Raw genomic sequence first — 17,320 nt, 5'->3', positions numbered from 1 at the left:
ACGGCGCCGAAGGAGATAAGGGTACGTTGAGCAATTCTGCCGACTTCCCCGGGAAGGAATCCAGTGCTGCCCGCCGGCGCCGTCTCCGGCCCGTGCGGATCCTCACCGCGGGCGTCTTCGCCCTGGCGGGACTCATCTTCTTCACCAGCTTCGACACGGCCAAGGGCACCAACATCCGCACGGACGCCTCGCTGCTGAAGCTCTCCGACCTGATCCACGAGCGCAGCCGCAAGAACGGCGAGCTGGAGGAGTCCAACGGAGCGCTGCGCGACGACGTGGAGTCCCTCGCCGAGCGCGACGACGGCAGCACCAAGGCGGAGGACGACAAGCTCGCCGCCCTGGAGAAGCGCGCCGGTACGCAGCAGCTCAAGGGTGAGGCGATCACGGTCACCCTCGACGACGCGCCGCCGGACGCCACCGCCAAGCTCCCCGGCTATCCCGAGCCACAGCCCGACTACCTGGTCATCCACCAGCAGGACCTCCAGGCCGTGGTGAACGCGATGTGGCAGGGCGGCGCCGAGGGCGTCAAGGTCATGGACCAGCGGCTGATCTCCACCAGCGCCGTGCGCTGTGTGGGCAACACCCTGATCCTCCAGGGCCGCGTCTACTCGCCGCCGTACAAGATCACGGCGGTCGGTGATCCCGAGAAGCTGAAGCAGGCGCTCAGCGCCTCGCCGGCGATCCAGAACTACATGGTGTACGTCAATGTCTACGGGCTCGGCTGGCAGGTCGAGGACAACGGGACGGTGACGCTGCCCGGCTACTCGGGCACGGTGGACCTGCACTATGCGAAGCCCGTGGAGTAGCGGTCCTTCCGGGTTTCACGTGAAACATCCCCGGACATCGAGGCGATCGGCCCCGAATCACGTATGCGTGGGTGCACGTGGCCGGGCCCGCCCCGACCTCACACAGCCTGCGGAGGCCGGGAAAACGGAGGGGTCGCGCCGTTAGTCTGTTGGCGTACGGCGTGGGTCTGGTGCCGTGGTACGACGGAAGGGACGGCATGTACAGCTGGATCTGGCGGCATCTGCCGGGCAACGGATGGGTGCGGGCACTCATCTCACTGGTGCTGATCATCGCCGTGGTCTACGTCCTCTTCCAGTACGTCTTCCCGTGGGCCGAGCCGCTGCTGCCCTTCAACGATGTGACGGTGGACAACCAGTGAGCGCGCGCATTCTCGTCGTCGACAACTACGACAGCTTCGTCTTCAACCTGGTCCAGTACCTCTACCAACTGGGCGCCGAGTGCGAGGTCCTGCGCAACGACGAGGTGTCGACGGCGCACGCCCAGGACGATTTCGACGGGGTGCTGCTGTCGCCGGGTCCCGGCACTCCCGAGGAGGCCGGCGTCTGTGTGGACATGGTGCGGCACTGTGCGTCCACCGGGGTGCCGGTGTTCGGCGTCTGCCTCGGCATGCAGTCGATGCAGGTGGCGTACGGCGGTGTGGTGGGCCGTGCGCCCGAGCTGCTGCACGGCAAGACGTCGCCGGTGGAGCACGGGGGCAAGGGCGTCTTCGCGGGCCTGCCCTCCCCGTTCACGGCGACCCGCTACCACTCGCTGGCCGCCGAACCGGCCACGGTGCCGGCGGAGCTGGAGGTCACGGCCAGGACGCCGGACGGCATGGTGATGGGGCTGAGGCACCGTGAACTCCTGGTCGAGGGCGTGCAGTTCCATCCCGAGTCGGTGCTGACCGAACACGGTCACCGGATGCTGGCCAACTGGCTGGTGGAGTGCGGCGACGAGGGCGCGGTGGCGAGGTCGGCGGGGCTCGCCCCGGTGGTGGGCAGGGCCACGGCGTGACCGCGCTGCGTCCCGAGCGCGAGTCCGGCGCCGACGCCTATGGCGGCGCCGGCGAGCAGGGCACCTCGTACGGCGGGCAGCCGTACGGGGCGCCGGATGCGTACGGGGACGGGTGGTACGGCGAGACGGCGTCCGGCACCTATGGCGGCGCTGCCGAGAGCACCGCCTATCTGCCGCCGGTCGACGAGGAGACGGTGGCGCTGCGGATCCCCGAGCCGCCGGAGCGGACGGCAGGTGAGGAGTCCGCGTCGGCTCCTTTAGCGGCACCGGGCGGGCGTGCGGCCCGCAGGAAGGCCGCCAGGAAGCGTCACGGGCGCCGTGGAGGCTCCCACAAGGCCACGGAGGGCCCCGGCGCGGGTGCGGGCCGGGAAGGGGCGTCAGAGGCGCCTGAGGGGGCGTCACGGGCTCCGTTGTCGCGGGTGGAGGCGCGTCGGCAGGCACGGGCGCACAAGGCGAGTCCGGCGGTCGTCGCGAGCCGGGCGATCGGCGAGGTGTTCATCACCTGCGGTGTGCTCATGCTGCTGTTCGTCACCTACCAGTTGTGGTGGACGAACGTGCGGGCGCACGCGCAGGCCGGCAAGGAGGTCAGCGACCTCCAGGACGACTGGGCCAGTGGCGAGCGCAAGCCGGGGGCGTTCGAGCCGGGGCAGGGCTTCGCGCTGCTGCACATCCCCAAGCTGGACGTGGTGGTGCCGATCGCGGAGGGCATCAGCAGCAAGAAGGTGCTCGACCGCGGCATGGTGGGGCACTACGCGGAGGGCGCGCTGAAGACGGCGATGCCGGACGCGAAGACCGGCAACTTCGGACTCGCGGGCCACCGCAACACGCACGGGGAACCGTTCCGGTACATCAACCGGCTGGAGCCGGGCGACCCGATCGTGGTGGAGACGCAGGACGAGTACTTCGTCTACAAGATGGCGTCGGTCCTGCCGGTGACGCCGCCGAGCAACGTGAGCGTCCTCGACCCGGTGCCGAAGGGGTCGGGCTTCACCGGGCCCGGCCGCTACATCACGCTGACCACGTGCACACCGGAGTTCACCAGCAAGTACCGCTTGATCGTCTGGGGAAAGATGGTCGAGGAACGGCCGCGCAGCAAGGGCAAGCCGGATGCGCTCGTCAGTTAAGGGCAGAGGAAACGTGGCAGCGACCGCCGACGACACCGAAGAACACGCCGACGCGCCCGCGTCCTCGCCGCCACCGGGGCGCCGCCGCCTGGGGCCGGTGGCGATGGTGGTCAGCTTCTTCGGGGAACTCCTCATCACCGTGGGCCTGGTGCTCGGCCTGTTCGTCGTCTACTCGCTGTGGTGGACGAACGTCGTCGCCGACCGTGCGGCGGACAAGCAGGCGGACAAGGTCCGTGACTCCTGGTCCCAGGAGTCCGGCGACGACGGTGGCGGCAGCGGTGGACCCGCCTCCTACGACAGCGGGAACGGCATCGGCTTCCTGCACGTGCCCGCGATGAGCGGTGACGAGATCCTCGTCGAGAAGGGCACGTCGATGAAGGTCCTCAACGACGGTGTCGCCGGCTACTACACCGACCCCGTGAAGGCGACCCTGCCGACCTCCGGCAAGAAGGGCAACTTCTCCCTCGCCGCCCACCGGGACGGGCACGGCGCGAAGTTCCACGGCATCCACAAGATCGAGAAGGGCGACCCGATCGTCTTCGAGACGAAGGACACGTGGTACGTCTACAAGGTCTACGGCATCCTCCCCGAGACCTCGAAGTACAACGTCGACGTCCTCGGGAAGATCCCGAAGGAGTCCGGGAAGAAGAAGGCCGGCCACTACATCACGCTGACCACCTGCACACCGGTGTACACCAGCAAGTACCGCTACATCGTCTGGGGTGAACTGGTCCGCACGGAGAAGGTGGACGAGGAGCGGACACCGCCGGCGGAGTTGCGCTGAATCTCCCTGTCGGGGGAGTCCGTTGCCTAATATGGCGAAGGCCCGAAGCCGCAACCTCCTTTTGCGACTTCGGGCTTTCTTCTTCCGGGCCTAGCGCAGCGCCTTCAGCCGTGCTCCCGCGCTCCACGCCTCCAGTTCCGCACGGTCCACGGTGAGGACTCCGCTCAGGTCGGCGATCGCCTGTGCCTCGTGGCTGAAGTAGGACGTGGTGACGAACAGGGCGACGTCGACGCGTTCGACGGCTCGTGCGGCTCCGGCGAACCTCTGCATCTCCGAGCTCGGTACGTGGCGGTGGCCCGCCCGGTTCTTGCACTGGACGGCGACGGTACGGCCGTCGGCCGTGCGTGCGGTGATGTCGATGCCCCGGTCGATGTAGGCCTGTCGTACGACGACGTCGCGGCAGCCGTCCCGGCGCAGCAGACCGGCCACGTGACGTTCGAACGCCTGCCAGGTCATGGACGCGATGGAGTCCCTGACCCGGTCCGTCGGAATCTCTTCCTCCAGGCCGCTGATCCGGCGGTGGTGCCGGCACAGCGTGCGTTCGACGTTCTCGATGTCCTCGCGGAGCTCGATGAGTTCGCGTCGGTGTTCACCGGAGGTGGCGATCAGGGCGTTGAACATCGGCACGACCGTTGTGCCGAGGATGCGGGTGATCCGCTGGTCGATGCGGTCGTCGAGCAGGGCGGGGTCGGGCTGCGGAGGGTTTTCCACAGGCTGTGTGCGGGCCAGGTACTCCATGTCGAGCAGGTAGGTGCGTACCTGACGGGCGACGTCGCTGTCGCGGAGGAGCATGGCGACGTTGAGGATGGCTCGCCGGGAGTAGACGGTGAGGCTCCGACGGGCCTGTGGATAACTTCCCAGCGAGCGTGACATGTTGTCACTCTCGAATTTCCGCAGGTCAGAGCCTCGGAGTACCGCCATTCCGTTGACTTCGAGCTCTTCACGGTGGCGCTTTGCCAGCTGGCGGACGGCTTCGACCGTGACGTCGAAGTACGCCGCCACCATCGCCGTCGTCACATGCATCCCGTCCGGCAGCAGCGACAGGGCCTTGACCCTGTCGAGGACGTCCGTCCGGTCCAGCACGCTGCTGCGCAGAGTCTTCGACTCCAGGAGTGCGGATTCGTTGATCACTTTCTGCCCCTTTCGGTCCGGTGTCCAGGGCAGAACCCAGATGCCCCACCCCACCCGATCAACGAGTGGTGACAAGCGAAGACACGAGCGAGGCGAGGACGCGTGTGCAGGGCGGGCTCATGACGGAAGCCCCGGCCCCCTCCGGAGAGGGTGCCGGGGCTCCTGTCGTACGGGGTGCTGCGCCGGGTCAGTCGTCCTCGCGGCCGCCGGTGAGGCCGCCGAAGATGCCGCCGCCGTTGTTGCCACCGCCGTTGTTGCCCTGCTGGCCTCCGATGGCGACCAGGGTGACCTTGTCGCCCTTCTTGACCTGCTGGCCTTCCTGCGGGTTGCTCTGGAGCACTATGGCGTTGTCGTCGCCCCCGCCCTGGACCCTCTCGAGCTGCAGACCCGCCCCGGCGAGAACCTGCTTGGCCTGGGCGACCGTGATCTGGGTGACCTTCGGCATGGCGAACGTCTCGTTCTGCGGTGCCTTGGCGATCTTGATGTTGACCGTGCTGCCGCGGTCGATGTCCGTACCCGGGGCGAAGCTCTGCTCGAAGACGGTGCCCTCGGCCTGGGCCGTGGACTCCTCCTCCGTCTGGGTTCCGAGTACCAGACCCTTTGCCTCCAGCAGCGCCTTGGCGTCAGCGGGGCTCTTGCCCAGGAGGCTGGGCACGGTCACCTGGGCCGTCTCCTTGGCGACGGTGAGTGTGACCGTGGAGCCCTTCTCCTTCGAGGTGCCGCCCTCGGGGTCCTGGGAGAGCACCGTGTCGGGTGTCTGAGTGGACTCCTCGGTCTGCTGCTCGACCTCGAAGCCCTTCTCCTTCAGGGCTTCTTCCGCGTCGTCGAAGTTGAGGCCCTCGACGTCCGGAACCTCGACCTTCGGCGCCCCGGTGGACACCGTCAGGGTGACGGTGGAGTCCTTGTCGACCTTCGTGCCCGCGTCGGGGTCCTGGTCGCAGATCTTGCCCTTGCTCTGGTCCTCGCAGGGTGCTTCTTTGAAGGTGAGTTTCACGTCGCCGTTGACGGCCTGTTGCTCGGCGTCCGCTTTGGTCTCGCCGACGAAGTTCGGGGTCGCGACCTTGTCGTTGTCCACGCCACCGCCACCGCTGATGGCCCAGCGGCCGATCAGGATCGCGCCGATGAGGACCAGGACACCCGCCACGACCAGCAATATCGTCGAGGTGTTGTTCTTCTTCGGCTGGCGGCGGCGGCTCTGGCGGTCGTCGTAGCCGAAGCCGCCGTCGTCCGGGTTCATGGGCGGCAGCATCGAGGTGGCCGCCGCGGCGCCGGGGTCCTGGCGCAGGGCCGTCGTCGGCTGCTCGTCGGGGTAGCCGCCGTAGCCGACCGCGCCCAGGGCGGCGGTCGCCGCGACGGGCTGGCCGTCGAGGCAGGCCTCGATGTCGGCGCGCATCTCGTCGGCCGACTGGTACCGGTAGTCGGGGTCCTTGACCAGCGCCTTCAGCACGATCGCGTCCATCTCGGGCGTGATCTCGGGGTCGAAGACGCTCGGTGGCTGCGGCTCCTCCCGTACGTGCTGGTAGGCGACCGCGACCGGGGAGTCGCCCACGAAGGGCGGCCGGACGGTCAGCAGCTCGTACAGCAGGCAGCCGGTGGAGTACAGGTCGGAACGCGCGTCGACCTGTTCGCCCTTGGCCTGTTCCGGCGAGAGGTACTGCGCGGTGCCGATGACTGCTGCGGTCTGGGTCATCGTCATGCCGGAGTCGCCCATCGCGCGGGCGATGCCGAAGTCCATGACCTTGACCTGGCCGTTGCGCGTCAGCATGACGTTGGCCGGCTTGATGTCGCGGTGGACGATGCCGGCCCGGTGGGAGTACTCCAGGGCCTGGAGGATGCCGATGGTCATCTCCAGCGTCCGCTCCGGCAGCAGCTTGCGGCCGCTGTGCAGGAGCTCGCGGAGCGTGGAGCCGTCGACGTACTCCATGACGATGTACGGGATGGAGACCCCGTCGATGTAATCCTCGCCCGTGTCGTAGACCGCGACGATCGCGGGATGGTTGAGCGAGGCGGCCGACTGGGCCTCCCGGCGGAACCGGGCCTGGAAGGACGGGTCGCGCGCGAGGTCCGCGCGCAGCGTCTTCACCGCCACCTGGCGCCCGAGCCTGGTGTCATGCGCGTGGTAAACCTCCGCCATGCCACCACGGCCGAGCACCGGGCCCAGCTCGTACCGGCCGCCGAGGCGACGCGGCTCTTCCATAGCTACTACCAGCCCTCTCCGTCGGTCCCGGGCGGCACACGCGTGCCGCCGGAGGCTGCCGTCCGGGCCTACCGTACCCGGCTCTTTTTGTGTGACCTGGCCAAGTGCGTCAGCCGATATGGGACCGGTACCGCAACGTGCACCGATGTGAAGCGGACGTGACGGGGGTCACTGCTTGTCCTTGAGGACCGCCTTCATGACGGCCTTGGCGATCGGTGCGGCCAGGCCGCCGCCGGTGATGTCGGCACCGGTCGCGGCACTGTCCTCGACGACGACGGCGACGGCGACCGGGGAGCCCTGGTCGGTCTTGGCGTACGAGATGAACCAGGCGTAGGGCTTGCCGCTGTTGTTGACGCCGCGCTCGGCGGTACCGGTCTTGCCGCCGACGGTGACGCCGTCGATCTTGGCGTTGCCTCCGGTGCCGTCCTCGACGACGGTCTCCATCATCTCCTGGATCTTCTGGGCGTTCTCCGAGGAGAGGGGCTGGGACAGCTCCTGCGGTTCGGTCGTCTCGATGGTGTCCAGGTTCGCGGCCTTGAGCTGGTCGACCATGTACGGCCTCATCAGCTTGCCGTCGTTGGCGATGGCGGCGGTGATCATGGCCATCTGGAGCGGGGTGGCGCGGTTGGAGGCCTGGCCGATGCCGGCCATGGCGTTCTGTGAGGGGTTGTCCTCGGGGAAGATGCTCTCGGCGGCGCGGACGGGGGTGTCGAGCTCGGGGTTGTTGTAGCCGAACTTCTCCGCGTACTCGATCATCTTCTCGTTGCCGACCTCGTGGCTGAGCTTGCCGAAGACGCTGTTGCAGGAGACTTTGAGGGCATCTCGCAGGCTGGCGTTCTCACATTGGATGTTCCCGTGGTTGCGCAGGGGCGTGGTGGTGCCCGGCATGATCCACGGTTCCGGAGTGTCGGTCTTGGCGTCGATGTCGTCGACCAGACCCTCCTCCAGTGCCGCCGCGGCGGTGACCACCTTGAAGGTGGAGCCCGGCGAGTAGGTCTCGCGCAGTGCCCGGTTCAGCATCGGGTCGTCGGGGTTGTTCTTCTTCTGGACCGCCATCCAGGCCTTGGCGTCCTCGTCGGAGGTCCCGGCGAACTTCGACGGGTCGTACGACGGCGTGGAGGCCAGGGCCAGGATCTTGCCGGTCTGCGGGTCGATCGCGGCGACGGCGCCCTTCTTGTCGCCGAGACCCTTGTACGCGGCCTTCTGCGCGGCGGCGTCGAGGGTGGTGACGACGCTGCCGCCCTCCTTCGGCTGGCCCGTGATCATGTCGAGGGTGTTGCGGAAGAAGAGCCGGTCGTCGTTGCCGGTGAGGATGCCGTCCTCCAGCTTCTCCAGCTGGTTGGCTCCGAAGGCCTGCGAGGAGTAGCCGGTGACCGGCGCCCACATGGCACCGTCGGTCCAGGTGCGCTTGAACTTGTAGTCGCCGCTCTTGGACTCGACGGACCCGGTGATGGCCTTGCCGTCGACGATGATGTTGCCGCGCGGGGTGGCGTAGCGCTCGATGTTGACGCGGCGGTTCTCGTCGTCGGAGGCCAGCTGGTCGGCCTGGACGTACTGCAGCCAGTTGCCCCGGACGAGCAGGGCGAGGATGAGCAGGCCGCAGAAGATCGCGACCCGGCGCAGGGGCTTGTTCACGGGCGGACCACCTGGGTCATCTCGGCGTCGGGGTTGGTGGCGGGGGCGGGCGCCGGGCGGCGGGCGGTGTCGCTGATCCTGAGCAGGATGCCGATCAGTGCCCAGTTGGCGATGACGGAGGAACCGCCGTACGCCAGGAAGGGCATGGTCATACCGGTCAGCGGGATCAGGCCCATGACGCCGCCGGCCACGACGAAGACCTGGAGCGCGAAGGCGCCGGACAGGCCGATGGCGAGCAGCTTGCCGAACGGGTCGCGGGCGGCAAGGGAGGTGCGTACGCCGCGCTCCACGATCAGCGCGTAGAGCAGGAGCAGTGCCATGACGCCGGCCAGGCCGATCTCCTCGCCGAAGGTGGCGAGGATGAAGTCGGAGTTGGCGGCGAAGCCGATGAGGTCGGAGTGGCCCTGGCCCCAGCCGCTGCCGAGGGTGCCGCCGGAGCCGAAGGCCCACAGGGCCTGCATGGCCTGCTCGGAGTGGACGATGCCGTCCTGGACCCCGGCGCGGCTGAGCTCGAACTCGTGCATCGGGTCGAGCCAGGCCTGTACGCGGGTCTGGATGTGCGATTCGAAGCTCGCCACGCCGACGGCGCCGACCGCGGACATCAGCAGACCGAAGACGATCCAGCTGGTCCGCTCGGTGGCGACGTACAGCATGACCACGAACATGCCGAAGAACAGCAGCGAGGTGCCGAGGTCGGTCTCGAAGACCAGGATCAGGATGGAGATGATCCAGACGACGATGATCGGGCCGAGGTCGCGTCCGCGGGGGAGGTAGAGCCCCATGAAGCGACGGCTGGCGAGGGCCAGGGCGTCACGTTTGACCATGAGGTAGCCCGCGAAGAAGACCGCGAGGACGATCTTGGCGAATTCGCCGGGCTGGAGGGTGCCGAGTCCGGGGATCTTGATCCAGATCTTGGCGCCGAAGACGTTGTGTCCGAGGCCCGGGACCAGCGGCAGGAGCAGCAGGACCAGCGCGCCGGCCATGGAGATGTAGGTGTAGCGCTGCAGGACGCGGTGGTCCTTGAGGAAGAACAGCACGGCCATGAACAGGGCGACGCCGAGCGCGGAGTACATCAGCTGGCGTGGCGCCGCCTCGACGAACGTGCTGCTGGCCTGCAGCCGCTTCGACTGGTCCAGGCGCCAGATGGCGACCAGGCCGATGCCGTTGAGCAGGGTGGCCAGCGGCAGCATCAGCGGGTCCGCGTACGGGGCGAACTTCCGTACGGCGAGGTGGCCGACGCCCGCCATCAGGCCGAGGCCCAGGCCGTAGCTCAGCAGCCCGGTGGGCAGCTCGTCGTTGATGGCCAGCCCTACGTTGGCGTAGGCGAAGACCGGGATGACGACGGCGAACACCAGGAGCGCGAGCTCGGTGTTGCGGCGGCTGGGTGCGCCGATCGCGCCGATCGTGGACGTGTGCTGCGTCGACGGGTTGGTAGTACTGCTCATCGTGTGACAGGGCCTCTCACGGCTTGCCTACTGCTTACCGCACAACGAGACGACCTTCTGCTCCTCCTCCGAGAGGCTGGGGCCGGGGCTGGAAGTGGGTGCGGTCGTGGACGGGGGCGTGGACTGCTCCGGTGCCTTCGCCGAACCCGAGGGGTCCGGCGTCGGCGAGGCCTTGGACGTGAAGGAGGCGGGTGTGGTTCCCGTGGTGCCTCCGGCCTCGCCCTCGCCGGTCTTCGCGTTCTTCTCGCTCTCGGCGGAACGCCGCTCGGCCTGCTTCCTGCACGCGGAGGCCTGTACCGACAGTTCCTCGATCTTCGCGCGGGCGCCGTAGAGGTCGCCTTCGGCGATGGTCGCCTCGACCAGCTTCCGCTGGTAGGGCGGCAGGTACTTGAGTTCGATCTCGGGGTGGTCCTTCTCGATCTCCGAGAGGGAGACCCAGGCCAGGTCCTGGCTGATGCCCTGGTACAGGGCGACGTGTTCGCCGTTGGTGCCGACGTAGTACTGCGTCTGGGTCCAGCGCCAGCCGCCGTACAGGCCGCCGCCGAGGACGGCGAGCGCGAGCAGGCTGTAGACGGACCGCTTGAGCCACCGGCGGTTCTTGCCGGGCTTGACGAAGTCGTCGTCGCCGTAGGCGAAGCCGTCGGTGGGGATGAAGCCGGTGATGTCGCCGCTGCCGGGCGGGCCGAACTCGCCTCCGCCGCCCTCCTTGCGCCGCCTGCCGAGGCCGGAGGCGCGGCCGGCGGGGGTCTGCATGATGCCGTTGTCGGAGAGCTGGTTCTGGTTCTCGGCGACGGCGCCGACCACGACCGGGGTGTCGGAGAGCTGCCCGGCGAGGGTGTCGCCGGTGTCGAGGTCCAGGACGTCGGCGACGATCACGGTGATGTTGTCGGGTCCGCCGCCGCGCAGGGCCAGCTCGATCAGGTTCTGGACGGTCTCCTCGGGGCCCTGGTAGCTGGCCAGGGCTTCCTCGAGGGTCTGGTGGGAGACCACGCCGGACAGGCCGTCGGAGCAGATCAGGTACCGGTCGCCGGCCCGGACCTCGCGGATGGAGAGGTCGGGTTCGACGTGCTCGCCGCTGCCGAGGGCCCGCATCAGCAGGGAGCGCTGCGGGTGGGTGGTGGCCTCCTCCTCGGTGATCCGGCCCTCGTCGACCAGACGCTGCACCCAGGTGTGGTCCTGGGTGATCTGGGTGAGGACGCCGTCGCGCAGGAGGTAGGCGCGGGAGTCGCCGACGTGCACCATGCCGAGGCGCTGACCGGTCCACAGCAGGGCGGTCAGGGTGGTGCCCATGCCCTCGAGCTGGGGGTCCTCCTCGACCATCATGCGGAGCTGGTCGTTGGCCCGCTGGACGGCGGTGCCGAGCGAGGTGAGCACGTCGGAGCCGGGGACGTCGTCGTCGAGGGCGACGATGGTGGAGATCGCCTCGGAGGAGGCGACCTCGCCGGCGGCGGCGCCGCCCATGCCGTCGGCGATGGCGAGCAGGCGGGGACCGGCGTAACCGGAGTCCTCGTTGCCCTCCCGGATCATGCCCTTGTGCGATCCGGCGGCGAAGCGCAGGGACAGACTCATGCGCACCTCGCCCGTCGGCTCCGGGTACAGCCGGTCGTGTCGAGCCACACTGCCCACCCTCCGGTCGGGAGCGCGCCGGGGCCCTGGTCGGGGGCCCCCGCTGCGTGCTCGCTCCGCTCGCGCTCATTCATTGGTGTAGCACTACTTCCGCAGCTCGATGACGGTCTTGCCGATGCGGATCGGCGCGCCCAGCGAAATCGGTGTGGGGGTCGTCAGCCGGTTCCGATCCAGGTAGGTGCCGTTGGTGGAGCCCAGGTCCTCGACGATCCACTGGCCGTCGCGGTCCGGGTAGATCCTGGCATGGCGGCTGGAGGCGTAGTCGTCGTCCAGCACGATCGTGCTGTCGTGCGCCCGGCCCAGGGTGATGGTCTGGCCCTGGAGGGCGACGGTGGTGCCGGTGAGGGTGCCTTCGGTCACGACCAGCTTGGTGGGGGTGTTCCGGCCGCGGCGGCCCCCGCCGCCGGACTGCTGGCGCTGCTGCGGAGGTGCCTGGCGGGCGGCCTGCTGTGGCCGGCCGGCGTCACGCCGTGATCCGCGCTGGGTGACGCGAGTGCCGAACAGGTCACTCCGGATGACCTGCACGGCCACGATCACGAACAGCCACAGTACGGCCAGGAAACCCAGCCGCATGACCGTGAGGGTCAGCTCTGACATTGCCCCCGCTTCACCCTTCGGCTTGCCTATAGATAACGGTGGTGCTGCCCACGACGATCCGCGAGCCGTCGCGGAGCGTAGCGCGGGTGGTGTGCTGCCCGTCCACCACGATGCCGTTGGTGGATCCGAGATCCTGGATCGTCGAGGGCGTTCCGGTCCGGATCTCGCAGTGCCGGCGGGAGACGCCGGGGTCGTCGATCCGTACGTCGGCTTCGGTGCTGCGGCCCATCACGAGGGTGGCGCGGGAGATCTGGTGGCGAGTGCCGTTGATCTCGATCCAGTAGCGGGTGCGTCCGCCGGGCACGGCGGGGGGCCGCTGGCCGCCCGCGGGCGGCGGGTAGCCGTAGCCACCGCCGGGCGGCGGCGCGGCCGGCATGGGCGGGGCGCCCGCGGGGCCGGCCGACGGGTAGCCGTAGCCGCCGGGGCGGCCGGCCGGCGGTGCGCCGCCGGGAGCGCCGGGGGCCTGGCCGGCGGAGGAGGAGGCGAGTGTGCGGCTGCGGACCCGGTACAGGCCGGTGTCGAGGTCGTCCGCCTTCTCCAGGTGCACCTTGATGGGGCCCATGAAGGTGTAGCGCTGCTGCTTGGCGTAGTCGCGCACCATGCCGGCGAGCTCGTCGCCGAGCTGGCCGGAGTACGGGCTGAGCCGCTCGTAGTCCGGGGTGCTCAGCTCGACGATGAAGTCGTTGGGTACGACGGTGCGGTCGCGGTTCCAGATGGTGGCGTTGTTGTCGCATTCCCGCTGGAGCGCTCCCGCGATCTCCACGGGCTGCACCTCGGACTTGAACACCTTGGCGAAGGTGCCGTTGACCAGACCTTCGAGGCGCTGCTCGAACTTCTTCAGGACTCCCATGGGGCACCTCCTCCGTAGCTGCCGTCCTGTGTACTGCCTGGCGCACCGTTTCGTGCACCGCCTACCTGGTACTGCTTACTGATCGTATCCACGCGCCGGTCGATCGGCTGGTTCCCCCTGTCGGCCCGGTCGACGGGTGTCGACGCCTGACGAAGTTCCCTCCGGGACCCCTCTTCGAACTCCTTCGGCGAACTCCTTCGGCCGTGTTCGTGCGCGTCGTTCTGCCATGGATCGTAGAGGGGGCCGCAGACCAGTGTCCCGCACCCGGCTGTGGACTCCACCCTGCTCCTGGACAGACGGGGACTACCGGTACGAGGTTGATACGTGAATCGGTCGGCGTCGCGACATCCGGGGCTCGGGGAGGCCGGCCGGGGCGGTGCGGGCTCGTCGGGGCCGGTGGGGCGGCGGGGGGCGGTGGGAGCGGTCGCGGGGAAAGGGATGTGAATCCACCCCGGCCAGCGTGCTAATGTTCTGGATGTCGGAAGGCGCAAGGCCCCAAGGGGCAGGGCCCGGAAGACACACCCAATGCGCGGGTGGCGGAATAGGCAGACGCGCTGGATTCAGGTTCCAGTGCCCGCAAGGGCGTGGGGGTTCAACTCCCCCCTCGCGCACACCGTCGAAACGGGCGGCATCCATCGGATGCCGCCCGTTTCGCGTGCTCGCGGTGGGTGCGGCGGCGGGATGGCGTGTGAGGAACATCTCATGATCCTTTTCGTCGTGGAGTGGTGTCCCGTCCCCCTCCGAGGCCGTCCTTCCGAGGCTTCCGGGGAGATCCCGGAAGGAATCGGGGAGGGCGCCGGCGGGGCCTTCGGAGCGGGCCGCGCGGGCTCACTCGCGGAGTCCTGCCGATTCCGGCGCGGGTGACGAGGAGCTCGCCCGCGCAGGCCCGTCGATTCCGGTGCGGGTCATGAGGGGCTCACTCGCGGACACCCGCCGACTCCAGCGCGGGCCGGCGCAGGGCGAGGGCGGCGGTGACGACCGCGGAGACCGTGGCGAGCACGGCGCAGGCGGCCGTGACGGCGGCGAGTGTGGACCAGGGGAGGACGATCGTGGCGGGGACCGAGAGCAGGACCAGCGCTCCCCACATGCCGGCCAGATCGAGCGCGGCCACGGTCAGGCCCAGGAGCGCGCCGACCGCGACCACCGTCAGCGACTCCGCGCCCACCATCCGCAGCACCTGCCACCGCGTGGCCCCGGCCAGCCGCAGGACCGCGAGGTCGCGCACCCGGTCGGAGGTCGCCATGACCATGGTGTTGGCCAGGGAGATGCCCGTGTACAGCAGGGCGATGCCGAGGACCAGCAGAAGGCCGTAGCGGGTGGTGCGTTCCGTCCCGGGGGCCGTGGCGGAGAGCCACTGCTCCGAGGTGAGGACCCGGCCGCCGGCGGGCCGCACCGCCCGCTTTAGCGCGGCGGCCACCACGTGCGCGTCGGCGCCGTCCACAAGGGCGACGTCCACCCGGTCCGCGCGGGCGCCCGGTGCGTTGGCCGGGGTGACGTAGACGCCGTTGTCGCCGGTGCCGGTGGTCATCACCGCGGCGATCCGCAGCGTCCGCTCCGTGCCGTCCCCGAGCCACACCCGCACGCGTTGCCCCACCGTGTGCCGTTCCCACTCCTCGTTGACAATGATCGAGCCGTCGTCGAGGCCGGTGACCTTCCCCGCGGTGAGCGGCAGCCGCGCGGTGGCCGCCAGCGCCCCGGGATCGACGGCCCGGGCCTCGGACCTGACCAGCGCCACGCCCTCCTCCAGGACGTACACCGCGCTCGGTGCGCTCGCCGACACCCGCGCGCCGGGCACCGCGCGCAGCCGGTCCAGCGTCCGCGCGTCGAAGACCCCGTCACCCGCGGCCGTGACGACGAACGCCGCGGTGGTCCGTTCCCGCGCCTCGAGGGCCCCGGCCCGGTCCAGGGTGGCGGTGGCGCCGAGCAACGAGCCCGTGAGGGCGACCGTGACCAGCACGGGTGCCGCGACCGCGGCCGTACGGCGCACCCCGGCGGCCGCGTTCTCACGCACCAGCATGCCGATCACCCCTGGAAACCGGGTCAGCAGCCGCGTGAGCGGGCGGACGACGAGCGGGGCGAGCAGCGCGCCGGCGGTGATCAGCAGCATGGGCCGGCTGACGTAGGTCTTGCGGTGCAGCAGGTCGCCCGGATCGCCGAGCAGTGCCACGGCGAGCGTCACCCCGGCGGTCAGCAGCAGAGCCGCGCCGCACAGCCACCGTCCCCGCGTCAGGGCCGTGCTGTCGGCGGACGCCTCGCGCAGCGCTTGGACGGGGCCCGTGCGCCCCGCCCGCCAGGAGGCGACGACGACACCGCTCAGGGCGACGAGGAGCCCCGTCCAGAACGCCACGTGGTACGGCCAGACCGCGTCGCCGATCGTGAACCAGTCCGGCGCCAGCTCCACGTCGGCCACCCACGCGGCCAGCGAGGGCGCCGCGTACCCGCCGAACGCGCAACCGGCGGCCGAGGCGAGCACCCCGACCAGCAGGGCCTCGGTGGCCACCGTGCGCCGTATCTGGCCCGGCGTGGCCCCCGTGGTGCGCAGCAGTCCGAATTCCCGGCGCCGCCGGTCGACCACGAAGGCGAAGGTGGACGCCACCACGAACACCGAGACGAAGGCGGCTACCCCGCCCGCCGTGCCGAACAGGGCGTTCATCGCGGTCAGTGCCTCGCTGTCCCGCTCGGGGGCCGCGTCGGCGTACCGGAGGCCGTCCCCGGTGAGGACCCGGACGCCCTCGGCTCCGCGCACCGCTTCCCGTACGGCCGCCGGGTCGGCGTCCACGACCAGCTGGGTGACGGCCGGGGACAGCTCGGCGGCGCGCGCGTCGGTGTGGAAGACGGCGTGCTCGAAGCCGCGGCCGGCCACGGTGCCCACGACCCGTACGGTGCCGTGGTCCGTGCGCATCCGCGCGCCGGGCCGCGTCCAGTCGCCGCTGACGACGACCTCGTCGTCCGCGTGAGGCGCACGGCCCGCCTCGATCTCGTACGGGGCGAACGCGGCGGTGGACCAGGGGTGGCCGGTCAGTTCGCCGGGGGCGCCCTCCGCGCGGACGGGGTAGGAGCGGTCCTTGACGACCGTGCCGAGCCGGCGCAGCTTCGCGACGGTCGCTGCCGGCACCGCGCGCGGGTGTGCCAGTTCCCCGGTCTTCTCGCCGTTCGGCGTCGGTATACGCAGGGTGTCCGTGCCCTTGACCACGGCCGGGGCGGCGGCGAACCGCTCCGGCTCCCGCGCGGGGGCGTCCAGGGAGGAGGCGAGGGCGAGTCCCATGACGGTGAGGAGGGTCACGCCCAGCGCGAGGGCGGTGAAGCTGCCGGCGAAGGTGATCCACCGGGCGCGCAGGGTGCGCAGGGCGAGGCTCAGCACGGCGTGGCCTCCAGACCGGTCATCCGCGCGGCGACGGCGTCGGCGCCCGCCCCGGTCAGCTCGTCGTGGACGCGGCCGTCGACCAGGAAGACCACGCGGTCGGCGCGGGAGGCGGCCACCGGGTCGTGGGTCACCATGACGACCGTCTGTCCCCCGCGGTCCACCAGGCCGCGCAGCAGTGTGAGCACCTCGTGTCCGGTGCGGGAGTCCAGCGCGCCGGTCGGTTCGTCGGCGAACAGCACCTCGGGGCGGGTGACCAGGGCACGGGCCAGCGCGACGCGTTGCTGCTGACCGCCGGACAGCTCGGCGGGCCGGTGCCGGGCTCGGTCACCGAGACCGACCTGGTGGAGCGCCTCACGGATCCGGACCCGCGGCACGCGCCGGCCGGCCAGCCGCAGCGGGAGGGCGACGTTCTGCTCGGCGGTCAGCGCCGGCAGCAGGTTGAACGCTTGGAAGACGAAGCCGACGCGCTCGCGGCGCAGCAGGGTCAGCCGTCTCTCACCGAGCCCGGTCAGCTCGGTGCCGCCGACGGTGACCGAGCCCGAGGTGGGCCGGTCGAGCCCGGCGGCGCACTGCAGCAGCGTCGACTTGCCGGAGCCGGACGGGCCCATCACGGCGGTGAAACTCCCCCGCGGGAAGACGAGGGAGACCTCGTCCAGCGCGCTCACCGCGCCGTCGCCCGACCCGTACCGCCGGCTCACCCGACGCAAGGTGACCGCGTCGCCGTTCCTCTGGCTCATGTGCCCCGCTCCCCATGTCCGGCCCGGCCG

Annotated in this window: 14 protein-coding genes and 1 tRNA gene; 6 read left to right on the top strand and 9 right to left on the bottom strand. The window is 70.1% G+C overall.

Annotation, left to right across the window (positions count from 1 at the left end; genetic code table 11):
* Nucleotides 1-26: 26 nt before the first annotated feature.
* The 5 genes from IH50_RS0103325 (at nt 27) to IH50_RS0103305 (ending at nt 3,708) form a co-directional block, all read left to right on the top strand.
* Nucleotides 27-806, top strand: coding sequence for a DUF881 domain-containing protein (locus tag IH50_RS0103325; RefSeq protein ID WP_037871929.1), 780 nt, complete (start codon nt 27-29; stop codon nt 804-806).
* A gap of 197 nt (nt 807-1,003) precedes the next feature.
* Nucleotides 1,004-1,165: a hypothetical protein gene (locus tag IH50_RS0103320; protein ID WP_176726179.1), complete on the top strand. Its 162-nt coding sequence runs from the start codon at nt 1,004-1,006 to the stop codon at nt 1,163-1,165.
* Nucleotides 1,162-1,800, top strand: a complete 639-nt coding sequence (locus IH50_RS0103315) for an aminodeoxychorismate/anthranilate synthase component II (RefSeq protein ID WP_030857009.1) — start codon at nt 1,162-1,164, stop codon at nt 1,798-1,800. The genes IH50_RS0103320 and IH50_RS0103315 overlap by 4 nt, the downstream gene beginning before the upstream one ends.
* The gene (locus IH50_RS0103310) at nt 1,797-2,924 is read left to right on the top strand and encodes a class E sortase (protein ID WP_030857007.1); all 1,128 of its coding nucleotides are present in this window, start codon (nt 1,797-1,799) and stop codon (nt 2,922-2,924) included. Before IH50_RS0103315 ends, IH50_RS0103310 begins: the two co-directional genes overlap by 4 nt.
* A 13-nt stretch (nt 2,925-2,937) precedes the next feature.
* Entirely contained in the window at nt 2,938-3,708 is a 771-nt protein-coding gene (locus IH50_RS0103305; RefSeq protein ID WP_030857005.1) for a class E sortase, read from the top strand.
* A gap of 90 nt (nt 3,709-3,798) precedes the next feature.
* Here the strand turns inward: IH50_RS0103305 and IH50_RS0103300 are convergent, their stop codons facing one another.
* From IH50_RS0103300 to IH50_RS0103270, 7 genes are all read right to left on the bottom strand, one after another.
* Entirely contained in the window at nt 3,799-4,839 is a 1,041-nt protein-coding gene (locus IH50_RS0103300; RefSeq protein ID WP_037871924.1) for a restriction endonuclease, read from the bottom strand.
* A 187-nt stretch (nt 4,840-5,026) separates the two neighbouring features.
* Nucleotides 5,027-7,036 (bottom strand): Stk1 family PASTA domain-containing Ser/Thr kinase, encoded by a 2,010-nt coding sequence (gene pknB, locus IH50_RS0103295; RefSeq protein ID WP_030857000.1) that lies wholly within the window; start codon nt 7,034-7,036, stop codon nt 5,027-5,029.
* A 168-nt stretch (nt 7,037-7,204) separates the two neighbouring features.
* Nucleotides 7,205-8,671 (bottom strand): peptidoglycan D,D-transpeptidase FtsI family protein, encoded by a 1,467-nt coding sequence (locus tag IH50_RS0103290; protein ID WP_030856998.1) that lies wholly within the window; start codon nt 8,669-8,671, stop codon nt 7,205-7,207.
* The gene (locus IH50_RS0103285) at nt 8,668-10,116 is read right to left on the bottom strand and encodes an FtsW/RodA/SpoVE family cell cycle protein (protein WP_030856996.1); all 1,449 of its coding nucleotides are present in this window, start codon (nt 10,114-10,116) and stop codon (nt 8,668-8,670) included. Before IH50_RS0103285 ends, IH50_RS0103290 begins: the two co-directional genes overlap by 4 nt.
* Before the next feature lie 27 nt (nt 10,117-10,143).
* Nucleotides 10,144-11,685 carry a Stp1/IreP family PP2C-type Ser/Thr phosphatase gene (locus IH50_RS0103280; RefSeq protein ID WP_037871970.1) on the bottom strand — a complete coding sequence of 514 codons (1,542 nt, stop codon included), beginning with the start codon at nt 11,683-11,685 and terminating at the stop codon, nt 10,144-10,146.
* A gap of 141 nt (nt 11,686-11,826) precedes the next feature.
* On the bottom strand, nt 11,827-12,339 hold the full coding sequence (locus IH50_RS0103275; protein ID WP_030856992.1) for an FHA domain-containing protein FhaB/FipA: 513 nt from the start codon (nt 12,337-12,339) through the stop codon (nt 11,827-11,829).
* Between the two features lie 10 nt (nt 12,340-12,349).
* Entirely contained in the window at nt 12,350-13,189 is an 840-nt protein-coding gene (locus IH50_RS0103270) for an FhaA domain-containing protein (RefSeq protein ID WP_030856990.1), read from the bottom strand.
* 527 nt (nt 13,190-13,716) lie between these two features.
* Between IH50_RS0103270 and IH50_RS0103265 the strand changes: the two genes are divergently transcribed.
* Nucleotides 13,717-13,800: transfer RNA gene (locus tag IH50_RS0103265), tRNA-Leu, on the top strand.
* Nucleotides 13,801-14,105: 305 nt separating this feature from the next.
* Here the strand turns inward: IH50_RS0103265 and IH50_RS0103260 are convergent.
* Both IH50_RS0103260 and IH50_RS0103255 read right to left on the bottom strand, forming a co-directional pair.
* On the bottom strand, nt 14,106-16,550 hold the full coding sequence (locus tag IH50_RS0103260; RefSeq protein WP_030856988.1) for an ABC transporter permease: 2,445 nt from the start codon (nt 16,548-16,550) through the stop codon (nt 14,106-14,108).
* Complete coding sequence (locus tag IH50_RS0103255; RefSeq protein WP_030856986.1) at nt 16,544-17,290, bottom strand: ABC transporter ATP-binding protein; 747 nt, start codon at nt 17,288-17,290, stop codon at nt 16,544-16,546. The genes IH50_RS0103260 and IH50_RS0103255 overlap by 7 nt, the downstream gene beginning before the upstream one ends.
* Between the last annotated feature and the right edge of the window lie 30 nt (nt 17,291-17,320).

It is taken from the genome of Streptomyces sp. NRRL S-37 (assembly GCF_000721605.1).
Taxonomy (GTDB): domain Bacteria; phylum Actinomycetota; class Actinomycetes; order Streptomycetales; family Streptomycetaceae; genus Streptomyces.
Note: the sequence above shows the minus strand (reverse complement) of the source record. Positions and strands in the feature narration are given on the sequence as shown.

What these genes read in the sequence shown, in the direction of transcription:
- IH50_RS0103320 (WP_176726179.1), top strand. Translation starts at nt 1,004, where the DNA reads ATGTACAGCTGGATCTGGCGGCATCTGCCGGGCAACGGATGGGTGCGG.
- pknB (WP_030857000.1), bottom strand. Translation starts at nt 7,036, where the DNA reads ATGGAAGAGCCGCGTCGCCTCGGCGGCCGGTACGAGCTGGGCCCGGTG.
- IH50_RS0103285 (WP_030856996.1), bottom strand. Translation starts at nt 10,116, where the DNA reads ATGAGCAGTACTACCAACCCGTCGACGCAGCACACGTCCACGATCGGC.
- IH50_RS0103280 (WP_037871970.1), bottom strand. Translation starts at nt 11,685, where the DNA reads ATGAGTCTGTCCCTGCGCTTCGCCGCCGGATCGCACAAGGGCATGATC.
- IH50_RS0103275 (WP_030856992.1), bottom strand. Translation starts at nt 12,339, where the DNA reads ATGTCAGAGCTGACCCTCACGGTCATGCGGCTGGGTTTCCTGGCCGTA.
- IH50_RS0103270 (WP_030856990.1), bottom strand. Translation starts at nt 13,189, where the DNA reads ATGGGAGTCCTGAAGAAGTTCGAGCAGCGCCTCGAAGGTCTGGTCAAC.
- IH50_RS0103255 (WP_030856986.1), bottom strand. Translation starts at nt 17,290, where the DNA reads ATGAGCCAGAGGAACGGCGACGCGGTCACCTTGCGTCGGGTGAGCCGG.